At 66.3% G+C, this 19,519-nt stretch carries 16 protein-coding genes; 11 read left to right on the plus strand and 5 right to left on the minus strand.

The features are described 5' to 3' along the window. Nucleotides 1–136 precede the first annotated feature (136 nt). Complete coding sequence (locus tag PRN20_RS21815; protein WP_273959777.1) at nucleotides 137–1,330, minus strand: amidohydrolase/deacetylase family metallohydrolase; 1,194 nt, start codon at nucleotides 1,328–1,330, stop codon at nucleotides 137–139. A gap of 333 nt (nucleotides 1,331–1,663) precedes the next feature. Here PRN20_RS21815 and PRN20_RS21820 point away from each other — a divergent pair, with 333 nt between their 5' ends. The 6 genes from PRN20_RS21820 to PRN20_RS21845 all read left to right on the plus strand — a co-directional run bounded on the left by PRN20_RS21820 (nucleotide 1,664) and on the right by PRN20_RS21845 (nucleotide 8,053). After that, nucleotides 1,664–3,007 carry an extracellular solute-binding protein gene (locus tag PRN20_RS21820; RefSeq protein WP_443112605.1) on the plus strand — a complete coding sequence of 448 codons (1,344 nt, stop codon included), beginning with the start codon at nucleotides 1,664–1,666 and terminating at the stop codon, nucleotides 3,005–3,007. Nucleotides 3,008–3,081: 74 nt separating this feature from the next. After that, nucleotides 3,082–3,966, plus strand: coding sequence for an ABC transporter permease subunit (locus PRN20_RS21825; RefSeq protein ID WP_273959779.1), 885 nt, complete (start codon nucleotides 3,082–3,084; stop codon nucleotides 3,964–3,966). 10 nt (nucleotides 3,967–3,976) lie between these two features. Then, nucleotides 3,977–4,894, plus strand: a complete 918-nt coding sequence (locus PRN20_RS21830; protein ID WP_273959780.1) for an ABC transporter permease subunit — start codon at nucleotides 3,977–3,979, stop codon at nucleotides 4,892–4,894. A gap of 12 nt (nucleotides 4,895–4,906) precedes the next feature. Then, the gene (locus PRN20_RS21835; RefSeq protein ID WP_273959781.1) at nucleotides 4,907–5,983 is read left to right on the plus strand and encodes an ABC transporter ATP-binding protein; all 1,077 of its coding nucleotides are present in this window, start codon (nucleotides 4,907–4,909) and stop codon (nucleotides 5,981–5,983) included. 157 nt (nucleotides 5,984–6,140) lie between these two features. Next, nucleotides 6,141–7,052 (plus strand): TIM barrel protein, encoded by a 912-nt coding sequence (locus PRN20_RS21840; protein WP_273959782.1) that lies wholly within the window; start codon nucleotides 6,141–6,143, stop codon nucleotides 7,050–7,052. 95 nt (nucleotides 7,053–7,147) lie between these two features. Beyond that, a complete protein-coding gene (locus PRN20_RS21845) occupies nucleotides 7,148–8,053 on the plus strand; it encodes a dihydrodipicolinate synthase family protein (RefSeq protein WP_273959783.1) in 906 nt (301 codons plus the stop codon). Here PRN20_RS21845 and PRN20_RS21850 read toward each other — a convergent pair. After that, the gene (locus PRN20_RS21850; RefSeq protein WP_273959784.1) at nucleotides 8,050–8,934 is read right to left on the minus strand and encodes a DMT family transporter; all 885 of its coding nucleotides are present in this window, start codon (nucleotides 8,932–8,934) and stop codon (nucleotides 8,050–8,052) included. The genes PRN20_RS21845 and PRN20_RS21850 overlap by 4 nt on opposite strands. A gap of 312 nt (nucleotides 8,935–9,246) precedes the next feature. Here PRN20_RS21850 and PRN20_RS21855 point away from each other — a divergent pair, with 312 nt between their 5' ends. After that, nucleotides 9,247–10,374: an NAD(P)-binding domain-containing protein gene (locus PRN20_RS21855; RefSeq protein WP_273959785.1), complete on the plus strand. Its 1,128-nt coding sequence runs from the start codon at nucleotides 9,247–9,249 to the stop codon at nucleotides 10,372–10,374. Nucleotides 10,375–10,431: 57 nt separating this feature from the next. Here the strand turns inward: PRN20_RS21855 and PRN20_RS21860 are convergent, their stop codons facing one another. Beyond that, on the minus strand, nucleotides 10,432–11,421 hold the full coding sequence (locus PRN20_RS21860; RefSeq protein WP_273959786.1) for a substrate-binding domain-containing protein: 990 nt from the start codon (nucleotides 11,419–11,421) through the stop codon (nucleotides 10,432–10,434). 410 nt (nucleotides 11,422–11,831) lie between these two features. On the opposite strand from PRN20_RS21860, the gene PRN20_RS21865 reads away from it, so the two are divergent. The 3 genes from PRN20_RS21865 to PRN20_RS21875 all read left to right on the plus strand — a co-directional run bounded on the left by PRN20_RS21865 (nucleotide 11,832) and on the right by PRN20_RS21875 (nucleotide 14,543). Next, nucleotides 11,832–12,629 carry an ATP-binding cassette domain-containing protein gene (locus PRN20_RS21865; RefSeq protein WP_273959788.1) on the plus strand — a complete coding sequence of 266 codons (798 nt, stop codon included), beginning with the start codon at nucleotides 11,832–11,834 and terminating at the stop codon, nucleotides 12,627–12,629. Between the two features lie 14 nt (nucleotides 12,630–12,643). Continuing rightward, nucleotides 12,644–13,660, plus strand: a complete 1,017-nt coding sequence (locus PRN20_RS21870) for an ABC transporter permease (RefSeq protein WP_273959789.1) — start codon at nucleotides 12,644–12,646, stop codon at nucleotides 13,658–13,660. 136 nt (nucleotides 13,661–13,796) lie between these two features. Beyond that, nucleotides 13,797–14,543, plus strand: coding sequence for an SDR family NAD(P)-dependent oxidoreductase (locus tag PRN20_RS21875; protein WP_273959790.1), 747 nt, complete (start codon nucleotides 13,797–13,799; stop codon nucleotides 14,541–14,543). Here PRN20_RS21875 and PRN20_RS21880 read toward each other — a convergent pair. Then, nucleotides 14,537–16,006: a xylulokinase gene (locus PRN20_RS21880; protein WP_273959791.1), complete on the minus strand. Its 1,470-nt coding sequence runs from the start codon at nucleotides 16,004–16,006 to the stop codon at nucleotides 14,537–14,539. The two genes, PRN20_RS21875 and PRN20_RS21880, sit on opposite strands and share 7 nt — an antisense overlap. A gap of 213 nt (nucleotides 16,007–16,219) precedes the next feature. Here PRN20_RS21880 and PRN20_RS21885 point away from each other — a divergent pair, with 213 nt between their 5' ends. Further along, nucleotides 16,220–17,512 carry a Gfo/Idh/MocA family protein gene (locus PRN20_RS21885; protein ID WP_273959793.1) on the plus strand — a complete coding sequence of 431 codons (1,293 nt, stop codon included), beginning with the start codon at nucleotides 16,220–16,222 and terminating at the stop codon, nucleotides 17,510–17,512. 937 nt (nucleotides 17,513–18,449) lie between these two features. On the opposite strand, the gene PRN20_RS21890 is transcribed toward PRN20_RS21885, so the two are convergent. Further along, nucleotides 18,450–19,490: an ABC transporter ATP-binding protein gene (locus tag PRN20_RS21890; protein WP_273959794.1), complete on the minus strand. Its 1,041-nt coding sequence runs from the start codon at nucleotides 19,488–19,490 to the stop codon at nucleotides 18,450–18,452. Nucleotides 19,491–19,519: the final 29 nt, after the last annotated feature.

A 19,519-nucleotide genomic window follows, 5' to 3' on the forward strand; every position in this document is an offset into this window, starting at 1 on the left:
CCCCTCCCCCGTTGCACGGGGGAGGACCCGAGTGGGGCACGATGCTGCCTTGATCCTCCCCCGCGTGGCGGGGGAGGGGGACCAGCGAAGCTGGTGGAGGGGGCGGCCCCAAGCATCCGACCGCGCTGTCACCCCCTCAATGCTGGTGGTGATGCCCGGTGAGAAAACTCTCCTCGAACGGGCGGCGGCTCACTTCCATGGACTTGCCGTCGAGATAGACGGCGACCGGTTGCAGCAGGGTCGAGCCCTGGCGCCTCGTGCCGACCACGTCCTCGAACACGTAGTTGCTGTCGTACTGGCGGAGCACGGTGATATCGGCCGGTGCGCCGACGCCGAGGTGGCCGAGTTCGGGGCGGCGGATGGCGAGAGCCGGACGGCTCGTCGACATGGCGATCACCTGCGGGAGGCTGAGGCCGCAGTTGAGCAGCTTGCTCATGGTGTGCAGCAGGTCGTAGCCGGGACCTTCGACGGCGATGACGTGCACGTCCGACGAGATAACGTCGGGCGGGAAGCCGTCCTTCAGTGCCGCTTCAGTGGTCTCGTAGCCGAAGGCGCCCATGCCGTGGGCGATGTCGAACAGCACACCGCGCTCGCGCGCCTTCAGCACCGCGTCGATGACCTTGCCGTCCGGTCCGATCGCCGAGTTCGGGTCCGGCCGGTAGCAATGGGTGAGGATGTCGCCCGGCCGCAGCATGTCGACGACGTCGGCATAGCTGGGCGGCGCGGTGCCGATATGGGTCATCAGCGGCAGGTCGAGCGCCTCGGCTGCCTCGAGGGCCAGTTCGAGCGCGCCCAACCCGAGGTCGCCGGTGACGATGCCGCCGATGCGGACTTTTACGCCGACGATGCGGTCGCGGTTCTGCTCGACCTTGGCGACGCAGCGGTCGACCGGCAGCATGGAGCGCATCGTCGCCTCGCCGATCGAGACGCCCTTGTCGAAGCCGAAGATGCCGGGGAAGGAGATGTTGAGGAAGGCGAGGATGCGGTAGGGCGACTGGATCATCACGTAGTCGCGGAAGCCGTCATAGTTGCCGGCGCCGGCACTGCCGGCATCGACGAGCGTGGTGCAGGCCGAGCGGCGGGCGATGAAGCCCGGATCGACGCTGAGCGAAGTCGCCTTGTGATAGACGTGGGTGTGGATGTCGATGAGCCCGGGCGCGACGATGGCGCCGGTGACGTCCTCCACCCTGGTCGCGTCCTTGGCGAGGTCGGCGCCCACGGCGGCGATCCTGCCGGCCTTGATCGCGACATCCATGACACCGTCGACGCTGTTCCGCTCGTCGATCACGCGGCCGCCCCTGAGGACGAGATCATAGGTGGCAGCTGGCATGTTCGACTCCCTTGGCCGTCGGCTTGGCGGAGCGGTTTTGTGCGATTGACCGGGCTCCCGCAAGTCGGATCGGGCGCCAAGTGTCCGGTTCGCAGTCGCCGATCTGTGGCGCGGCAGCCGGTTTTGCACAGCCATCGGACGTGAGAGCGGTTAGTCGAAGTGACCGGCAAGCTCCTGTGTTTGCAAAGGTCTCGGGCGATCACCGCCCTCTGACACATTTGCTTCATCCAGCTGTCACCCGACGTTCATCGGGCTGAAATTCAACCGTCAAGGACTGCCGCTAGGAGTGCCGCCGCTCGAGAAATCGAACGGATATTCATCCCAGGAGCCTTGATGATGAAAACCAACTGGCTGCTCGGCGCGGCCCTTTCCGCGACCGCCCTCACTTTCGTGGCCTCCCCCGCCGCCGCCGCGACCAAGTTCGAATTCTGGTACGGCCTCTCGGGCGACCTGAGCGAACGCGTGCAGGAGATGTGCTCGCGCTTCAACGCCTCGCAGGCGGACTACGAGATCGTCTGCGTGAGCCAGGAGAACTACGAGAACAACCTGCAGAACACGATCGCCGCGTTCCGCGCCAACAAGCAGCCGACCGTCACCCAGATCTCGGACGGCGGCGTCGTCGACCTGATGCTGTCGGGTGCGTTCGTGCCGGTCCGCGAGCTGATGGAAAAGAACGGCTACCAGATCGACTGGTCCAACTATTTCTCCGGCATCTCGTCGTATTTCTCGACGTCGAAGGGCGAGCTGCTCGCCATGCCGTTCAACTCCTCGACGGCGATGTTCTACTACAACACCGACGCGCTGAAGGCCGTCGGCTTCGAGGGCGCGCCGCAGACCTGGGAGCAGGTCGAAAAGATCGCCCGTGACCTCAAGGCCGCCGGCTACGAATGCCCGATCGCGTTCGATCCGACCGGGACCTGGCAGTGGTTCGAGCAGTTCTCGGCCGTACACAACCAGCCGATCGCCTCGAACGGCAACGGCTATGGTGGCCTCGACGCCGTCGTCGAGTTCAACAAGGGCAAGTTCGTCGACCAGCTCGGCTGGTTCAAGAAGATGACCGACGAAGGCCTGATGGTCCACAAGTCGAAGGCCGCCGGCGAGACCGCCAATGACGCCTTCACCGCCGGCAAGTGCCAGATGTCGTCGTCCTCGGTTGCCGACCATGGCTCGTTCGCCAAGCAGGCCAAGGAAGGCGTGCATTGGGACGTGACCGTGCTGCCGGTCTGGGAAGGCACCGAGCGCCACAACTCGCTCGTCGGCGGCGCCGCGCTCTGGACCCTCAAGGGCAAGACCGAGGAAGAGTACAAGGGCGCTGCGGCGTTCTACAACTTCATCGCGCTGCCGGCCGAGGCCCAGCACTGGTCGACCATCACCGGCTACATCCCTGTCACCAACTCGGGCTTTGAGGCCATGAAGGCCGCCGGCTTCTATGACGCTGCCCCGTATAAGGGCCGCGAGCTCGCCATCCAGTCGCTGACCGCCACCCCGCCCGGCGAATACACCCGCGGTATCCGTCTCGGCAATTTCGGCGCGGTGCGCCAGGAAGTCGCCAAGGCCATGCAGTCGGTGATCTTCGACGGCACCGATCCGCAGAAGGCGCTCGACGACGCGGCGGCCCGCTCGAACGAAATCCTGCGCAAGTTCGAGCAGACCTACAAGGGCCAGCAGCTCCCCTGATCTGCTGATCGTCTTGACGCCCGGGCGGCTCTCCGCCCGGGCGAAGCTACTTGACCAACCGGGATAGGTTTCCGATGGAACGTCGCGCGGTTTACCGCAACAAGGTGCTGCCCTGGCTGCTGATCGGCCCGCAGCTGCTGCTGGTGCTGGTGTTCTTCTACTGGCCGACATCGCAGGCGCTCTATTGGGCCTTCACGCTGGAACAGCCCTGGGGCGGCGGCAACCTCTGGGCCGGCCTCGACAACTTCCTCTACATCTTCCGCGACGACCGGTACTGGGGCACCGTGCTCCGCTCGGCCTTCTACGCGCTGGCCGCGACGGGCCTGTCGATGCTGGTGGCGCTGACGCTGGCGAGCTTCGTCGACCGGGCGCTGAAGGGCACCAAGCTCTTCCAGTCCGTGTTCATCTGGCCCTACGCCATCGCGGCCCCGGCCGCGGGCGTCGCGTTCCGCTTCATCTTCTCGCCGGAAGCCGGTCTTGTCGGCGCCGTCAACGACATCTGGCCGGGCATCTGGGATCCGGCGACCAACGGCATGCATGCGCTCGCCATGGTCATCGTCTGCCATGCCTGGCTCGGCATCGGCTACAATTTCGTGTTCTTCCTTGCTGCCCTGCAGATGATCCCGCGCTCGATCAACGAGGCCGGGGCGATGGATGGGGCACGGCCGTTCCGGCGCATGCTCGATTTGCAGCTGCCGCTGATCGCGCCGACCGCCTTCTTCCTGCTCATCATGAACATCATCTCGAGCTTCACCGACAGTTTCGGGCTCATCGACACCATGACCGAAGGCGGCCCGATCGGGCAGACCGAGGTGATGGTCTACAAGATCTACGTCGATGGCTTCAAAGGCCTCGACTACTCGGGCGCCGCCGCCCAGTCGATCGTCCTCATGCTGCTCGTCATCGGCCTCACGTTCGTCCAGTTCAAATGGGTCGAACGCCGCGTTCACTACAACTGAGGGCCGGTCCATGATCGAACGCTCCCCCTTCTTCGACGCCCTCACCTACGCGGTGATGATCATCGGGCTCATCCTCGTGGTCATCCCGTTCTGGGTGGTGATCGTCGCCGCCTCGCAGTCGCTGCAGGAAGTCAGCCGCGTGCCGATCTCGCTGCTGCCTTCCGACCAGCTGTGGGCCAACCTCAGCGAAGCGTGGGCCCGTGCCGACCTCGGTCCGAAGATGCTCAACAGCTTCATCGTCGCCATCGGCGTCACCATCGGCAAGATCACGCTCGCCGCGATGTCGGCCTTCGCAATCGTCTTCTTCAACTTCAAGGCGCGGATGATCTGCTTCTGGCTGATCTTCATCACGCTGATGCTGCCGCTCGAAGTCCGCATCGTGCCGACCTACGCCATCGCCGCCAATGCGCTGCTGCCGTTCCAGGTGATCCTCGACACGTTCGGGATCAGCTGGCTGGTGCAGGCGGTGTCGGGCATCCAGGTGTCGCTCAACTGGAACCTCCTCAACTCCTACACCGGCCTCATCCTGCCGCTGGTCGCGACAGCCACCGGCACCTTCCTCTACCGGCAGTTCTTCATGACCATTCCGGACGAGCTGGCGGAAGCCAGCAAGATGGATGGGGCCAGCGCCATGGAGTTCTTCCGCGACGTGCTGATCCCGCTGAGCCGCACCAACATGCTGGCGCTCGCCACCATCATGTTCGTGGGCAGCTGGAACCAGTACCTGTGGCCGCTGCTGATCACCACCGACCGGGCCAATTTCGGCACCGTGGTGATGCAGCTCAAGGCCCTGATCCCCGCCCAGAACGGCACGCCCGACTGGAACGTCACCATGGCGGGCGCCCTCATCATCATGCTGCCGCCGCTGCTGGTCGTTGCCTTCATGCAGCGCTGGTTCGTGCGTGGCCTCATTTCCCGCGACAAATGATTGGATAGACCCATGGCTCAGATCACCATCAAGGGCGTGAAAAAGAACTACGCCAAGACCGCCGTGATCCACGGTGTGGACGTCAACATCGAAGCGGGCGAGTTCGTCGTCATCCTCGGGCCCTCCGGCTGCGGCAAGTCCACGCTGCTGCGGATGATCGCCGGGCTCGAGGAAATCTCGGGCGGCGAGATCGCCATCGACGGCACCGTGGTCAACCAGCTCGAGCCGCGCGAGCGCGGCTGCGCCATGGTGTTCCAGAACTACGCGCTCTACCCGCACATGACGGTGCGCCAGAACATCGGCTACTCGCTGAAGGTCGCGAAGCTGCCGAAGGCGGAGCGCGATGCACGGGTGATGAAGGTGGCGCAGTCGGTGTCGCTGGAACCGTTCCTCGATCGTCGCCCGGGTGAACTCTCCGGCGGGCAGCGCCAGCGTGTCGCCATGGCCCGCGCCATGGTGCGCGAGCCCAAGGTGTTCCTGTTCGACGAGCCGTTCTCGAACCTCGATGCCAAGCTCCGCGTCGCGATGCGCGCCGAAGTCCGGCGTTTGCACCGCGATCTCGGCGTCACCTCGGTGTTCGTCACGCATGACCAGACCGAGGCGATGACGCTGGCCGACAAGCTGATCATCATGAATGCCGGCAATGTCGAGCAGATCGGCAAGCCGACCGAGGTCTACAACAACCCGGCGAGCCGGTTCGTCGCCGACTTCATCGGCTCGCCCGCGATGAACCTGTTCGAAGGCGAGTTCGACGCCGAGGGCCAGTTCATGCACGGCACGGGCGGCAAGATGAATGTCAGCCAGCTCAACGGCGTGCGCGTCCCCGGCCGCAAGGTGGTGCTGGGCGTTCGCCCCGAAGGCGTACGCCGCACCGGCGCCGATACGCATGGCGCGATCCCGGCCGTCGTCGACTATGTCGAGGAACTGGGCGCTTCGCGGTTGATCCACGCCGACGCCAATGGCAGCCGCATCGTGGCGCTCGACAACGACACCGCCGAGATCAAGTCCGGCACCCCGGTGCATCTCAGCCTCGCCGACAGCGCGCTGCACCTGTTCTCGCTCGAGGACGGGCGGCGCATTTCGCACTGAGGGGTGCTGCCCCTCACCCTGACCCTCTCCCCAGCGGGGAGAGGGGACGCACTTTGCACGGTCGGTGCCCCATCGTCCCCTCGACCCTTTGGGGAGAGGGTCGGGGTGAGGGGCAGCCAAGCACACCGACCTCCGACTTCAGCCTAGGAGAGATTACATGACCCACATCATTGGTACCGGCTTCAATGCCGGCTCGGACGACGGCGAGTTCCACACCCTCGAAGCGGACCTGCGCGCCCTCAGCGAGATGGGCGTCGATACCGTCGAGATCGGCGTCACCAGCCTCGACCTGATCGCCGGCGGCAAGATCGTGAAGGAGCGCCACGACGCCCTCGTCGCGCTCACCAGGCAGTTCGATTTCCGCTACACCGTGCACGGGCTCGTCTCGTCCAACTTCATGGACCCGGTGACGCAGCGCTACCAGATCGATGCGGCCAAGGCGCTGGTGGAAGTGTCGAACGCGATCGGTGCGGGCATCCTTGTGCACCACAGCGGGAACCTGCGGGCCGACGCCATCGCCGACTGGGCCGGCGCCGATGTGCGGGAACGTGAGGCGCTCACCGAGCTCGCCGATTTCGCCCGGCCGCATGGCGTACGCATCGCGCTCGAGAACATCTTCACCACCGAGCCCGGCCAGTATCGCCAGACCCCGGCCGAGGTTGCCGAGACGGTCAAGTCGGTGAACCATGCGAACGTCGTGGCGCTGATCGACTTCAGCCACGCCTATATCGAATCGACCTTCAAGGGCCTCGATTTCCGCGCCCAGATCCGCGCCATGGCGCCGGTCGCAGGGCACCTGCATGTGCATGATTCGTTCGGCCGGCCGCAGGGCTTCTACAAGCCGTACCACCCGCAGGAAAACACCGCGATGGGCATCGGCGACCTGCACATGCCGCTCGGCTGGGGTGACATCGCCTGGGAAGAGATCTTCAGCGAGCTCACCTTCCTGCCCGACACGGTGCTGATGATGGAAATCGGCCGCCGCTACCGTCGCGAGCAGCCGGCGAGCCTCACCCGCGCCCGTGAACTGGCGGCGCTGAACGCTCCCCGCGCGATCGCCGCGGAGTAATCCCCGTTTGCCGGCACGGTGCTCCCTTCCGTGCCGGCAACTTGCCTCTCCTTGCTTCGTTCGTGCACCATGGTGCCAGCGAAGAGGAGAGGCGGATGGGGTTTGCGATCTCGGGTGTCTATTGCGCAGCGGTCACGGCGCTCAACGCCGATCTCAGTCCTGACCTCGAGCGCACCGGCGAGCACTGCCTCAGCCTGCTTGCGGATGGCTGCCACGGCATCGCCCTGCTGGGCACGACGGGCGAGGCCAACTCGTTCTCGGTCGCCGAGCGCAAGGCCATCCTCGAGGGCGTGATTACCGCTGGTGTTCGGCCCGAGCAACTGGCGCCCGGCGTGGGCGTCGCGGCCATTCCAGACACGATCGAACTGGTGCGGCACGCGCTCGGTCTGGGCGTGACGCGCGTCGTGATGCTGCCGCCCTTCTACTACAAGGGCGTCACCGATGACGGGCTGTTCGCGGCCTATGCGCGGATCATCGAGGGTGTCGCCGACCGGCGGCTCCAGCTCATCCTCTACCACATCCCCCAGACCTCGAACGTGCCGCTGAGCCGCCCGCTGGTGAAGCGGCTCGTCGCCGCCTTTCCCGAGACGATTGTCGGGCTCAAGGACTCGTCGGGCGACTTCGGCAACATGCAGGGGCTGGTCGAGGACAATCCGGGATTTGCAGTCATGTGCGGGGCCGATCCGCTGCTGCTGAGCTTTCTCAAGGTCGGCGGGGCCGGCTGCATCACCGCGACCTCCAATCTCGAGCCGGGGTGCCTGCGCACCATCTACGACCATCATGCCGATCCGGCGCGGGCGGCAGAGGTGGACGCGGCGCAGGGGCGGATCGAGGCGGCCCGGGCGATGATCACGGCCTATGGCCAGATCCCGACCGTCAAGGCGGTGCTGGGGTTGCGCTCCGGCAGAACGGGGTGGAACCGGGTGCGTCCGCCACTGTTGGCCTTCGATGAGACGCGGATCGGCGAGCTGCGTGAGCGGCTCGCGGCGCTGCCGGCCTAGGTTGCTTCGCTCGGCTGCTCGGCGGCGCGCGGCGTCTGCTGGCGGAGGACGAGGATCAGGCCGATGAGCGCGATGATACCTCCCACGGCCATGCGCAGATCGAAGCCCTCGCCGAGCAGCAGGATGCCCATCACCACGGTCATCAGCGGCGTCATCAGGCCGAGCGGCGCAACGATCGAGGCCGGGTAGCGCTGCAGGATGCCCAGGTACAGGGTGGTCGCCATCAGCGTGACGGCGATCACCGAGAAGGCGAGGGCGGCGAGGAATGGCCAGCCGGCGCCGAGGCTTGCCGTCACCGGCGTCGTCTCGGCCAGCAGCGAGTAGGCCAGCACGGGCGGGGCGGAAACGAAAGCCGTCCAGGCCTGCATGGTCAGCGGCTTGATGGCGCCGTAGCGCTTGAGCAGCACCTGGGCGAGCGAGATGGCGACGGCCGAGAGGAAGGCGAAGACGAGCCCGAGGCTGACGCTCGCGCCCTCGCCGTCCCACATCACGAGCACCACTCCGCCCAGCGCCAGCGCGATGCCGGCGCCACGGGCAGGGCCGACGCGCTCGCCGAGCAGCAGCACCGAAAGGAGCGCCGTGATCGGGATCGCGGTCTGCAGCACGATCGACACGCTCGACGACGTGGCCTGCGTGAGGCCGAGGAACATGAGTCCGAAGTGGCAGGCGCCCATCAGGAAGCCGATGACGAGGATCGGCAGCAGCGGCCGGGGCAGGGGGCGCAGCAGCGGCGCCAGAATCGCGGCGACGATGAGGAAGCGGGCTGCCGCGTAGAAGATCGGGGCCACCCCTAACTCGGAGAACAGCACCCGGCTGACGATCAGGTTCAATGCCCAGATCAGGCAGACGGCAGCGTAAAGCAGAAGATCGAGGGGGCGCATGGAAGCTCGGAGGGGATGACGCGGACGCGCCGGCATCGGGCATCGCATACCGGCGCGGCATTGCCAATCGTGCTTTCGTTGTTCGAAGCCAGGACTCGCGAGCTTGGCGCCCCTCACCCTGACCCTCTCCCCAGAGGGGCGAGGGGACGCACTCTGCACCGGCAGCGCCACAACGCCCCCTCGCCCCTCTGGGGAGAGGGTCAGGGTGAGGGGCAGCCAAGCGCGCACGCTGGTCCTGCGTGAGCTCGCTATCCTGCCGTTGCGCACTCGGTGCACGCGCCCTACCTCTGGAGCGACAACAGGATAGTCCCGATGGATGCCGAAGCCCCCGTCATGCCCAGCGCGCCGCCTGCCGGCATCGCGATCAAGACCGAGATCCTCGTGATCGGGGCGGGGCAGGCGGGTTTGTCCTCGGCCTATCATCTCAGGCAGCGCGGCCTCGAGGCCGGCCGCGGCTTCGTCGTGCTCGACCAGTCGCCGCAGGCCGGCGGCGCGTGGCAGTTCCGCTGGCCGTCGCTGACGCTCAGCACCGTCAACCGCGTGCACGACCTGCCGGGCATGCAGTTCGCGGAGGCCGTGGACACCAGTGACGGGACGGTCGAGGCGGCGGTCGCGGTGCCGCGCTATTTCGCGACCTACGAGGAAAAGTTCGGGCTCAACGTCTATCGCCCGGTCAAGGTCCAGGTCGTCTGCCCGCGCGCCGAGCGCTTCCGGGTCGAGACCGACCGCGAGACCTTCTCGGCGCGGGGGATCATCAACGCCACGGGAACCTGGGAAACGCCCTACATTCCTGACTACCCCGGCCGCGAGCGCTTCCGGGGGCGGCAGCTCCACACGCGCGACTACCGCACCGCCGTCGAGTTCGCCGGCCAGCACGTGGTGATCGTCGGCGGCGGCATCTCGGCGATCCAGCTGCTCAACGAGATCTCGCAGGTCACCACGACGACCTGGGTGACGCGGCGGCCGCCGCAATTCCGCGACGGGCCGTTCGACCAGGAGGCGGGGCGGGCCGCGGTGAAGCTGGTCGAGGACCGGGCGCGGCAGGGCCTGCCGCCCAATTCGGTGGTGTCGGTCACCGGCCTGCCGCGCTCGCCGCTCATCGAGGCGATGGAGGCGCGCGGCGTGCTGAAGCGGCTGCCGATGTTCGCCGAAATCACCGAGACGGGCGTGCGCTGGGACGACGGAACCGAGCAGCGCGCCGATGTCATCCTGTGGTGCACCGGGTTCCGCTCCTCGCTCGATCACCTCGCGCCGCTGATGCTGCGCGAGCCGTCGGGGGGCATCGTGATGGGTGGTCGTCTCGCGACACAGGTGGTCAAGGATCCACGCGTCCACCTCGTGGGCTATGGGCCGTCGGCCTCGACTGTCGGTGCCAATCGCGCCGGCTCGGCGGCGGCGGCGGAACTGATGGCGACGCTCGGCATTCCGGCCGAAAAATAGCAAAAGGGGTGCCGACGTATCGGCACCCCCTCAGGTCCGCCCACCTGTGTCCACAGGTTACTTGGCGCAGATGCCCGGATCTTCGAGCGTGCAGAGGTCGAGCCCGGTGAACTTCGGGTCTTCCACGGTTTCGCCGTTGATCAGGCTGATCAGGATATCGGGAGCCTCGTTGCCCATCTGGTAGGGACGCTGGCCGATCTGGAAGTGGCTGCGGCCTTCGCGGAACGCCTGGGCCTGCGGCGGCAACGTGTCGCCGGCGATGATGATCAGGTCCTTGGATTTCAGCTTGTCCATGACCTGGTCGGTGTTCTGGGCATAGGCCTGCGGCCCGAACTGGGCCCAGCCGCCGACGAGGATGAAGGCGTCGAGGTCCGGATTGGCGGTGAACACGTCGGCCATCTGCTGGTTGGCCGTCGGGATGTCGTCATTGGTGTAGGTCGGGCAGCCCTCGATCTCGGTCCACCCGTTGGTGTTGTTGAGCCGCTCGGTGCCCTTGGCGCCGGCAATGGTGTCGCGGAAGCCCGCGGCGCGCTCATTGATGTTGGCCGCGGCGACGTTGCCGAGCTGCAGGCAGACCGTGCCGCCCTCGGGCTTCAGCTTCATGGCTTCCTTGGCCATGCCGACGCCCATGTCGTAGTTGTTGGTGCCGAAATAGGTTTTGCGGAGGGCCTTGTCCTCCGGCAGCAGGTCGGCGTCGACCGTGATGATCGGCATGGTCGGGGCCGCGGCCTTGAGCATGTTGGCCATGGCCGGAGCGTTGGACGGCGAGATGGCGATGCCGGCGACGCCCTTGCTGATCAGGTCCTGCACGATCTGCACTTCGCCGGCTTCGTCCGAGCTCAGCGCCGGGCCGGTGTACAGGCACTCGTATTCGCTATCGGCATGGGCGGCGTTCCAGTCGGCACAGCCCTGGCCCATCACGGTGAAGAACGGATTGTCGAGGCCTTTCACCACGACGGCGAGGATCTTCTTATCCTGGGCCACCGCTCCGCCTGCGAGCGCAACCGAAAGCGCCGCGCCGGCAAGCACGAACAAAGTCTTACGCATCGTCTTCCTCCCTGGGTTCGGCCCGCTCGTACGGGCCCTCGACCGAACCCGGCGACACGCCGTGCGGAGGTCCCTCACCTCCGTCACGCCTGCCATGGTCCGATGAGCTCCTCCTCACTGCGCCGACCGGTCTCTCCCCCGACCTTGTGGCGGCGCCCCGTGTTGGTTGGCGATACTGAGACGCGCCGCGCCAATAGTCAATCAGGCTGATGCACGTGCACATCTTATTGGCTAAAGTTGTCTGATAAGTAATCTAAGTGCTGGATACAGCATGCAAAACCCGTTTCCGGGCGGAAACTTGAATCCTCCTTGGGTGGCGCGCAAAGTCGATTGACGCTTGCTGCGGCTTATCCCATAGATTTCGGGTGTCATCTGGGGAGGTCGAGCCTTCCTGCCTTGGGAGGGGGACGATGGCGGTTCTCGAGCTGGCGAACGTCGCCAAGCATTATGGTGCCATTACCGCGCTCACCGACATTTCGCTGACGCTGAACGCGGGCGAAGTCGTGGGCCTCGTCGGAGACAACGGCGCGGGCAAGACGACGCTGGTCAAGATCATCGCCGGCAACTTCCATCCGTCGGAGGGGACGATCAGCCTCGACGGGCAGCCGGTGCAGTTGCACGGGCCCAAGGACGCGCGCTCGAAGGGCATCGAGATCGTCTACCAGGACCTTGCCCTCGCCGATAACCTGACCGCGGCCGCCAACATCTTTCTCGGCCGCGAGCTCACCAATATCGCCAAGACGCCGCAGCAGGCCGAGCTGCCGGTCACCAAGCGCCGGCGCGGCCTGCAGTGGCTGGTGCCCGAGATCCTCGACTATCGCGCCATGTACAAGCGGGCGGGCGAGCTGTTTGCCGAACTCAAGTCCGAGACGCGGCCGCGCGACCTCGTGCGCCGCATGTCCGGTGGACAGCGGCAGGCCGTCGCCATCGCGCGGACGCGGCTGTCCAACCCCAAGATCGTGCTGATGGACGAGCCCACGGCGGCGATCAGCGTGCGGCAGGTGGCCGAGGTGCTCAACCTCATCCGGCGCCTCAAGGAACAGGGCATCGTGGTCGTGCTGATCAGCCACCGCATCCCCGATATCTTCGCCGTGTGCGATCGGCTGGTGGTGCTGCGGCGCGGCCGCAAGGTCGCCGACAAGCTGGTCGCCGATTCCTCGCCCGAGGAAGTCACAGGCCTCATCACCGGTGCGCTGCAGAGCGCCTGAGGGAGACACGACCAATGGCATCGGACAGCTCTCTCAAGGAAGCCATCGAGCAGCAGACCCACCGCACGTGGTATGGCTGGATCGTCACCCAGCAGATCTTCTGGATCCTGCTCGTCGTGGTGCTCGCGGTGGTCGCGATGATGCTCCTGACCAAGACCTTCGCGACGCCGCAGAACCTGTTCAACGTCACCCGCAACTTCGCCTTTGTCGGCATCGTCGCACTCGGCATGACGGCGGTGATCATCACCGGCGGCATCGACCTGTCGGTGGGCGCGACATTGCTGATCTCGGCCATGGTGACCACGGTCATCATGCATGCGGGCTTCCCCATCGCCCTGGCCCTGCCGGCGGCAATGGGCGCTGCGCTGCTGGTGGGGCTGATCAACGGGCTGCTGATTGCGGTGGCAGGCATGCCGGCGTTCGTGGTGACGCTGGGCATGATGTCGATCGCGCGCTCGATCGGCATGGTGATGAGCAACAATGCGCTCATCTACGAGTTCGGGCCGGACCAGTCGATCCTGTTCGCGATCGGCGGCGGCTCGGTGTCGATTGGCGGACTGCCCATTCCGAACCCCCTGATCGTCATGATCATCCTCGCGCTGATCACGGGCTTTGCGCTGCGCTGGACGCGCTGGGGCCGGCACCTGTTCGCCATCGGCGGAAACGAGAAGGCGGCCGTCCTCACCGGCGTGCCGGTCAAGGCGGTCAAGGTTTCGGTCTATATGTTCGTCGCCTTCTGCGCCGGCATCACCGGCTTCCTGATGACGGGCTGGCTCGGTTCGGTGACCACCGGCCTCGGCACCGGACTCGAACTTACGGTGATCGCGGCGGCCGTGATCGGCGGCGCCAACCTCAATGGCGGCAGCGGCACGGCGCTCGGCGCAGTGGTGGGAGCGGCGCTGATCGAGATCATCCGCAACTCGCTGACACTGCTCGGGATCAGCACGTTCTGGCAGGGCACGTTCGTGGGCGCCTTTATCGTCCTCGCCGTCGCCTTCGACCGGCTGCGCAACCGCGAGACCTCCGAATAGGCTAGCGTGGGTGTTCCAGTTCGCGGCTATTCCGCAACAGGGCGACTAAAGGTCAGTAGCGGGCCCGGTCGTGGTATGGAAATAGCAGGATGGGCGCTGCTAAAGCCCGTTGCTTAAGAACAATCGCGGGGAGCCTATGAACCAGATCGATCTCAACGGCATGGTCGCCGTCATTACGGGCGGTGCGCAGGGCATCGGTTTCGCCATCGCGCGCCGGCTCGTCGCCTCGGGCGCCAAGGTAAGCCTCTGGGACATGAATGCCGACCTGCTCGCCGCCGCCAAGGCCGAGCTGGGCGCAGCCGCGTCCACGGTCACCGTCAATATCACCGACTATGACGCGATCGCCGCGGCAGTCGCCGAAGTCGAGAAGGGCCTCGGCAGCCTCGATATCCTCGTTCATTCGGCCGGCATCGCGGGCAACAATGCTCCGCTCGACCAGTACGACCTCAACGAGTGGCGCCGGGTCATCGACATCGACCTCAATGGCGCCTTCTACGTCAACCGCGCCGTGCTGCCGGGCATGAAGGCCCGCAACTATGGCCGCATTGTCAACATCGCCTCGATCGCCGGCAAGGAAGGCAATCCCAACGCCTCGGCCTATGCCGCGGCCAAGGCCGGTGTCATCGGCATGACCAAGGCGGTCGGCAAGGAATGCGCCAAGCACGACATCGCCATCAACGTCATCACCCCGGCTACGGCCAAGACGCGCATCCTCGACGAGCTCAAGCCCGAGTTCATCGACTACATGCTGAGCCGCATCCCGCGCGGCCGTTTCCTCGAAGTCGAGGAAGCCGCCAACATGGTGGCCTGGCTGGTAAGCAAGGAAAACAGCTTCACCACCGCCTCGGTGTTCGACCTCTCGGGCGGTCGCGCCACCTATTGAAGCCGATCGAGCTCGGCGTATAGCGGAGCCATGGCGTCGACCAGCCGTCCGTATGTCTCGCGCATGCGGGCATAGCGGTCGACCCATGCGGGCTCCGGCACCACCTCGCGCTCGATTGCGATCATCCGGCTCATCGCCTCGGCCTGGCTCAGCCCGTCGACGGCTTGCCGGGCCAGCATGGCGCAGCCGACGACGCCCGATTCCAGCACGCGTGGTACGAGGATCGGGCGGCCATAGACACCGGCCTTGATGCGCAGCCACAGATCGGAGCGGCCGCCACCGCCCGCCGCGACGAAATGATCGGGCCTGCCCCCGAGTTCGGCAATCCTCTCGAACTGCCGGCCGAGCGCCAGGGCGATGCCCTCGAGGACGGCGCGGTGCAGTTCCGCCTTGCCGTGGCTGGCGGTGAGCCCGAAGAACTGGGCCCGCGAGTTGCGGGCCGGACCCAGCCGCTCGCCGGAGAGGAAGGGCAGGAAGAACAGCCCGTTGGCGCCGAGCGGCGCAGCTTCCGCCGCCGTTTCGGCCGTGCCGTTGCCGATCGCCTCGGTTGCCCAGCGGATGGCGTCGCCTCCGGAATCGACCAGCGTGAACGCACCCCACAGGCCACCTGGCGCTGCCACATTGGCGACCATGGGGTCGAGCAGCGGCTCGCGCCGCACCAGCGTTGCGATCGCGGAGGTTCCGGCGATGTCGGAGCCGGTGCCCGGTGTCGCAGCGCCCGAGCCGAGCAGGGCCACCGGCAGGTCGCCGCCGCCGGCGAGAACGGGTGTGCCGACGGTGAGTCCAGTTTCTGCTGCGGCGGCCGCACCGACCCGGCCGATGATATCCATGGTCGCGTGAATGGGGGGCAGGATGGCTCGCGACAGGCCGAGGCCCGCCAGCAGGTCGTCCGACCATCTGCCCGTCCGCACGTCGGCGAGAAAGCTAGCCGAGGCCTCGCTCCAGTCGGTGGCGCGTTCGCCGGTCAGCCGGAAGTTGATGAAGTCCTTGGGCGTGAGCACCGTTGCGGTGGCGGCGAGTGCCTCGGGGCGATGCTCCCGCAGCCAGGCGAGCTTGAAGGCGGGCCAGGCCGGCGTCGGGGGATTGGCGGTGACCGCGGCATGGTCGGCGAACGGACGCGCCGCGGCCCAGGCGTCGACCTGGGGGATCGAGCGCTTGTCGTTCCAGAGCAGCACGCTGTCGTTGGCGAGGCCGCCGTCGGCAGCGAGGAGCACGGTGCCATGCATCTGGCCGCAGGTGCATATGGCAACCACCGGCTGTTCGGCCCGAGCCACGACTTCGCGGATCGCGCCACGCGTTGCTTCCCACCAGGCGGTGGCGCTCTGCTCGGCCCAGGCGAAACGGGGGATGGTCTGCGCGAAGCCCCGGCTGGCGAAGCTGACGATCATGCCCCGGCGGTCCACCAGGGCGGCCCGCACGCTCGAGGTGCCGAGGTCGATCGAGAGGGTGAGGTCGTCCGTCATCGCGCGGGTTGGTTGTCCGTTCTTGAGGGCGGCACTGCGATCGGCCGAGTAGAGACCATAGCGGGCGCGGTAGGCAAGCCGGACACAGTCGGCGGGGCAGCCGAAGGTTTGAGGGGCGCGCGTCTTGACTAAGTAACCAACTGGTGAATTAGTCTCGTCGGGAGGCCGGCGGGAGGATGCCGGCCCTGTCCAGGGACCGAGGAAACCACCCAAGTGAAGTACGCGATTGTCGGCGTCGGCGGGCGCCATGCCATGTTCCGCAGGGCGATCACCGAAACCCATGCGAACGGCAACGACCTCGTCGCGCTGTGCGACGTCAACGAGGCGCGGCTGGCGCTCTCGGCCGGCAAGGTGCCGAAAAAGGGCAATGGCGTCGCGACCTACGAGGCGACCGAGTTCACCCGCATGATCGCGGAGCAGGACCCCGATACGGTCATCGTCACGACGCCCGACTACCTCCACCACGAGTATATCGTCTCGGCGCTCAAGGCCGGGCGGAACGTGATGACCGAGAAGCCGATGACGGTCGACCTCGGCAAGCTTCGCGCTATCCTCGATGCGCAGGCCGAGAGCGGCAAGAAGCTCACCGTCACCTTCAACTACCGCTACACGCCGGCGCGCACGCAGCTGAAGGACCTGCTGCTGAGCGGGGTCATCGGCGATGTCACGGCGGTCGACTTCCGCTGGTATCTCGACCGGGTGCACGGCGCCGACTATTTCCGCCGCTGGCACCGCTACAAGCCGAACTCCGGGGGCCTGCTGGTCCACAAGTCGACGCATCATTTCGACCTGATGAACTGGTGGGTGGACTCGACGCCCAGGACGGTGAGCGCGCTGGGCAAGCGCGTCTTCTACACGCCCGAGATGGCCGAGGAACTGGGGCTCTCGGGACACGGCGAGCGCTGCCACGACTGCCCCGTCTTCGATCGCTGCGAATACCGGCTCGATCTCGCCAACGATCCGGCGCTGCGCGAGCTCTATCTCGAGGCCGAGGACGACGACGGCTACCTGCGCGACAAGTGCGTATTCGCCGATGACATCACCATCGAGGACACGATGCAGGTGCAGGTGCGCTACGCCAACGACGTGTTCCTCAACTATACGCTGTGCGCCTATTCCCCGTGGGAGGGGCTCGAGATCAAGTTCCACGGCACCAAGGGCGAGCTCACCCACAGGCATGTCGAAGTGCATGGCGTGTTCGGCGGGGTGCGCGACAAGTCGGCCGAGGAGTCGATGACGACGACCCTGCATCTGCATGGCGGGCGGCCGGAAAAGCTCGAGGTCTGGGAAGGTTCGGGTGATCACGGCGGCGCCGACCCGGTGATGCTGGGCTATCTGTTCGAGCCCGACAGCATGGCGCCCGATCTTTACAACCGCGCTTCCACGCACCGCGAAGGCGCCTGGTCGATACTCACCGGCATCGCAGCGAACCAGTCGATTGCTACGGGCGAGACGGTGGATGTCGACAAGATGCTGGCGGAAGCGGGGATCAGGCTCCCCCGGTAAGCGGGCGGGGCAGTTCTGGGTGGAGCCGCACCATCGCATGGGTCCCCGGGTCAGGACCGGGGATGACGGCGTTCTTTTGGCTTGAACGGAGTTGGTTGCTGAGCGCGGCACCAAGTTCGCCCCCTACCCACCGTCATCCGCGGGCTTGACCCGCGGACCCATCTCGCCGCCCGCGCTGGCTGCACGTTGGATCCCTGCCTGCGCAGGGATGACATCGAGCGTGGTGTAAGCTCGGCGGTGAGCCGAACACGGACGATCTTGTCCCCCCACCCCCAAGCCCGTGCGACTCTCCCGCCATCCGCTGCACCGAAGCGAGATCATGACGAGTGGTTGGTGCGGTGGAGGTCGGGTGGGTCGGCAGTCGTGCCGGCCCAGGCCCAAAGCACGACGGCATGAACCGGTTCGCCGGGGACGCCGCTACCCCGCGGGAGCCATCCGAATGCAGGGTGGTTCAGGGGACAAGGCTGCCACGCATGAGGCAGCTGCACATGGCGGGGCGGTTCGGTGGATTCCGGCCGTCTGTCAGCCGGCAGGTTCCCCGCGATGCGGCACGGGATGCGCCCGGGCCAACGTGCCATAAGCCCAAAACCCCGATCGACCGGCGAGGCGTGCGCCTCACTTCACTTGCGGACTACCCGCGAGGGGCAAACGCCTCGCCGGTCCCGCTTCATCCCTCGGCCGAGGGATGCGTTCTTTGAGAACTCCGAGGCCCCGGGGGCTGTCGGATGCATCGGCACGTCCACGGGTACCACCACCCCACCGACAATCGTGGTTGTGGCGCCACCCTCGTCCCACCACCCACCGTCATCCCCGGGCTTGACCCGGGTACCCATGCGATGGTGAGGCAAGCCCGGATCGCAGGAAACACGCAGCCGCCCAAAACGAGAAGGCCGCCGCGGTTGCCCGCAGCGGCCTTGGTTCGTTACGGCGCTGAACCTCAGTTCACGCGCTTGCCGTCCTTGTCGAACAGGTGGACGACCGAGAGATCGGGCTTCACCTTGATCTTGGAGCCGGGCGCGACGGTGACGCGCTCGCGGAAGATGCCGGTGATCTGCTGGCTGCCGAGGCGGGCGATTACCTGGGTCTCCGAGCCGGTCGGCTCGAGCACCACGACTTCGATCTCGATGCCGTCGTCGGCAATGTGCAGGTGTTCCGGGCGGATGCCGTAGACGGTGGCGTTGGCGGATGCGTTGACCACCGGCAGCAGGATCCCGTCCGTGGTCTTGAAGCCGCCGTCGACGACCGAGCCGTTGATGAAGTTCATCGACGGCGAGCCGATGAAGCCGGCGACGAACGTGTTGTTCGGGCGGTCGTAGAGATCGAGCGGAGAGCCCATCTGCTCGATGATGCCGTCGCGCATCACCACGATCTTGTCGGCCATGGTCATGGCTTCGACCTGGTCGTGGGTCACGTAGATGGTGGTGGTCTTGAGGCGCTGGTGCAGTTCCTTGATCTCGGAACGCATCTGGACGCGCAGCTTGGCGTCGAGGTTGGACAGCGGCTCGTCGAACAGGAAGACCTGCGGATCGCGCACGATGGCGCGGCCCATGGCGACGCGCTGGCGCTGGCCGCCCGAGAGCTGACGCGGCTGGCGGTCGAGGAGCTTTTCGAGGCCGAGGATCTGCGCAGCGCGATCGACCTTGGCCTTGATCTCGGTCTTGGGCACGCCCTTGAGCTTGAGCGAGAACCCCATGTTCTGCGCCACCGTCATGTGCGGATAGAGCGCGTAGTTCTGGAACACCATGGCGATGTCGCGTTCCTTGGGCGGCAGGTCGTTGACCACGCGCGGCCCGATCGAGATCTCGCCCGAGGTGATTTCCTCGAGGCCCGCGATCATGCGCAGCAGGGTGGACTTGCCACAGCCCGACGGGCCGACCAGCACGACGAACTCGCCGTCCACGATGTCGACCGAAACGCCCTTGAGGGCTTCGAAGCCGCCATAGTGCTTGCCGGCCTTGTTGATGTTCACGCTTGCCATGAAATCCTCTTCCCCATGCGGGAAAACCC

This window comes from Devosia sp. ZB163 (assembly GCF_028613635.1).
In the GTDB taxonomy this organism is placed as follows: domain Bacteria; phylum Pseudomonadota; class Alphaproteobacteria; order Rhizobiales; family Devosiaceae; genus Devosia_A.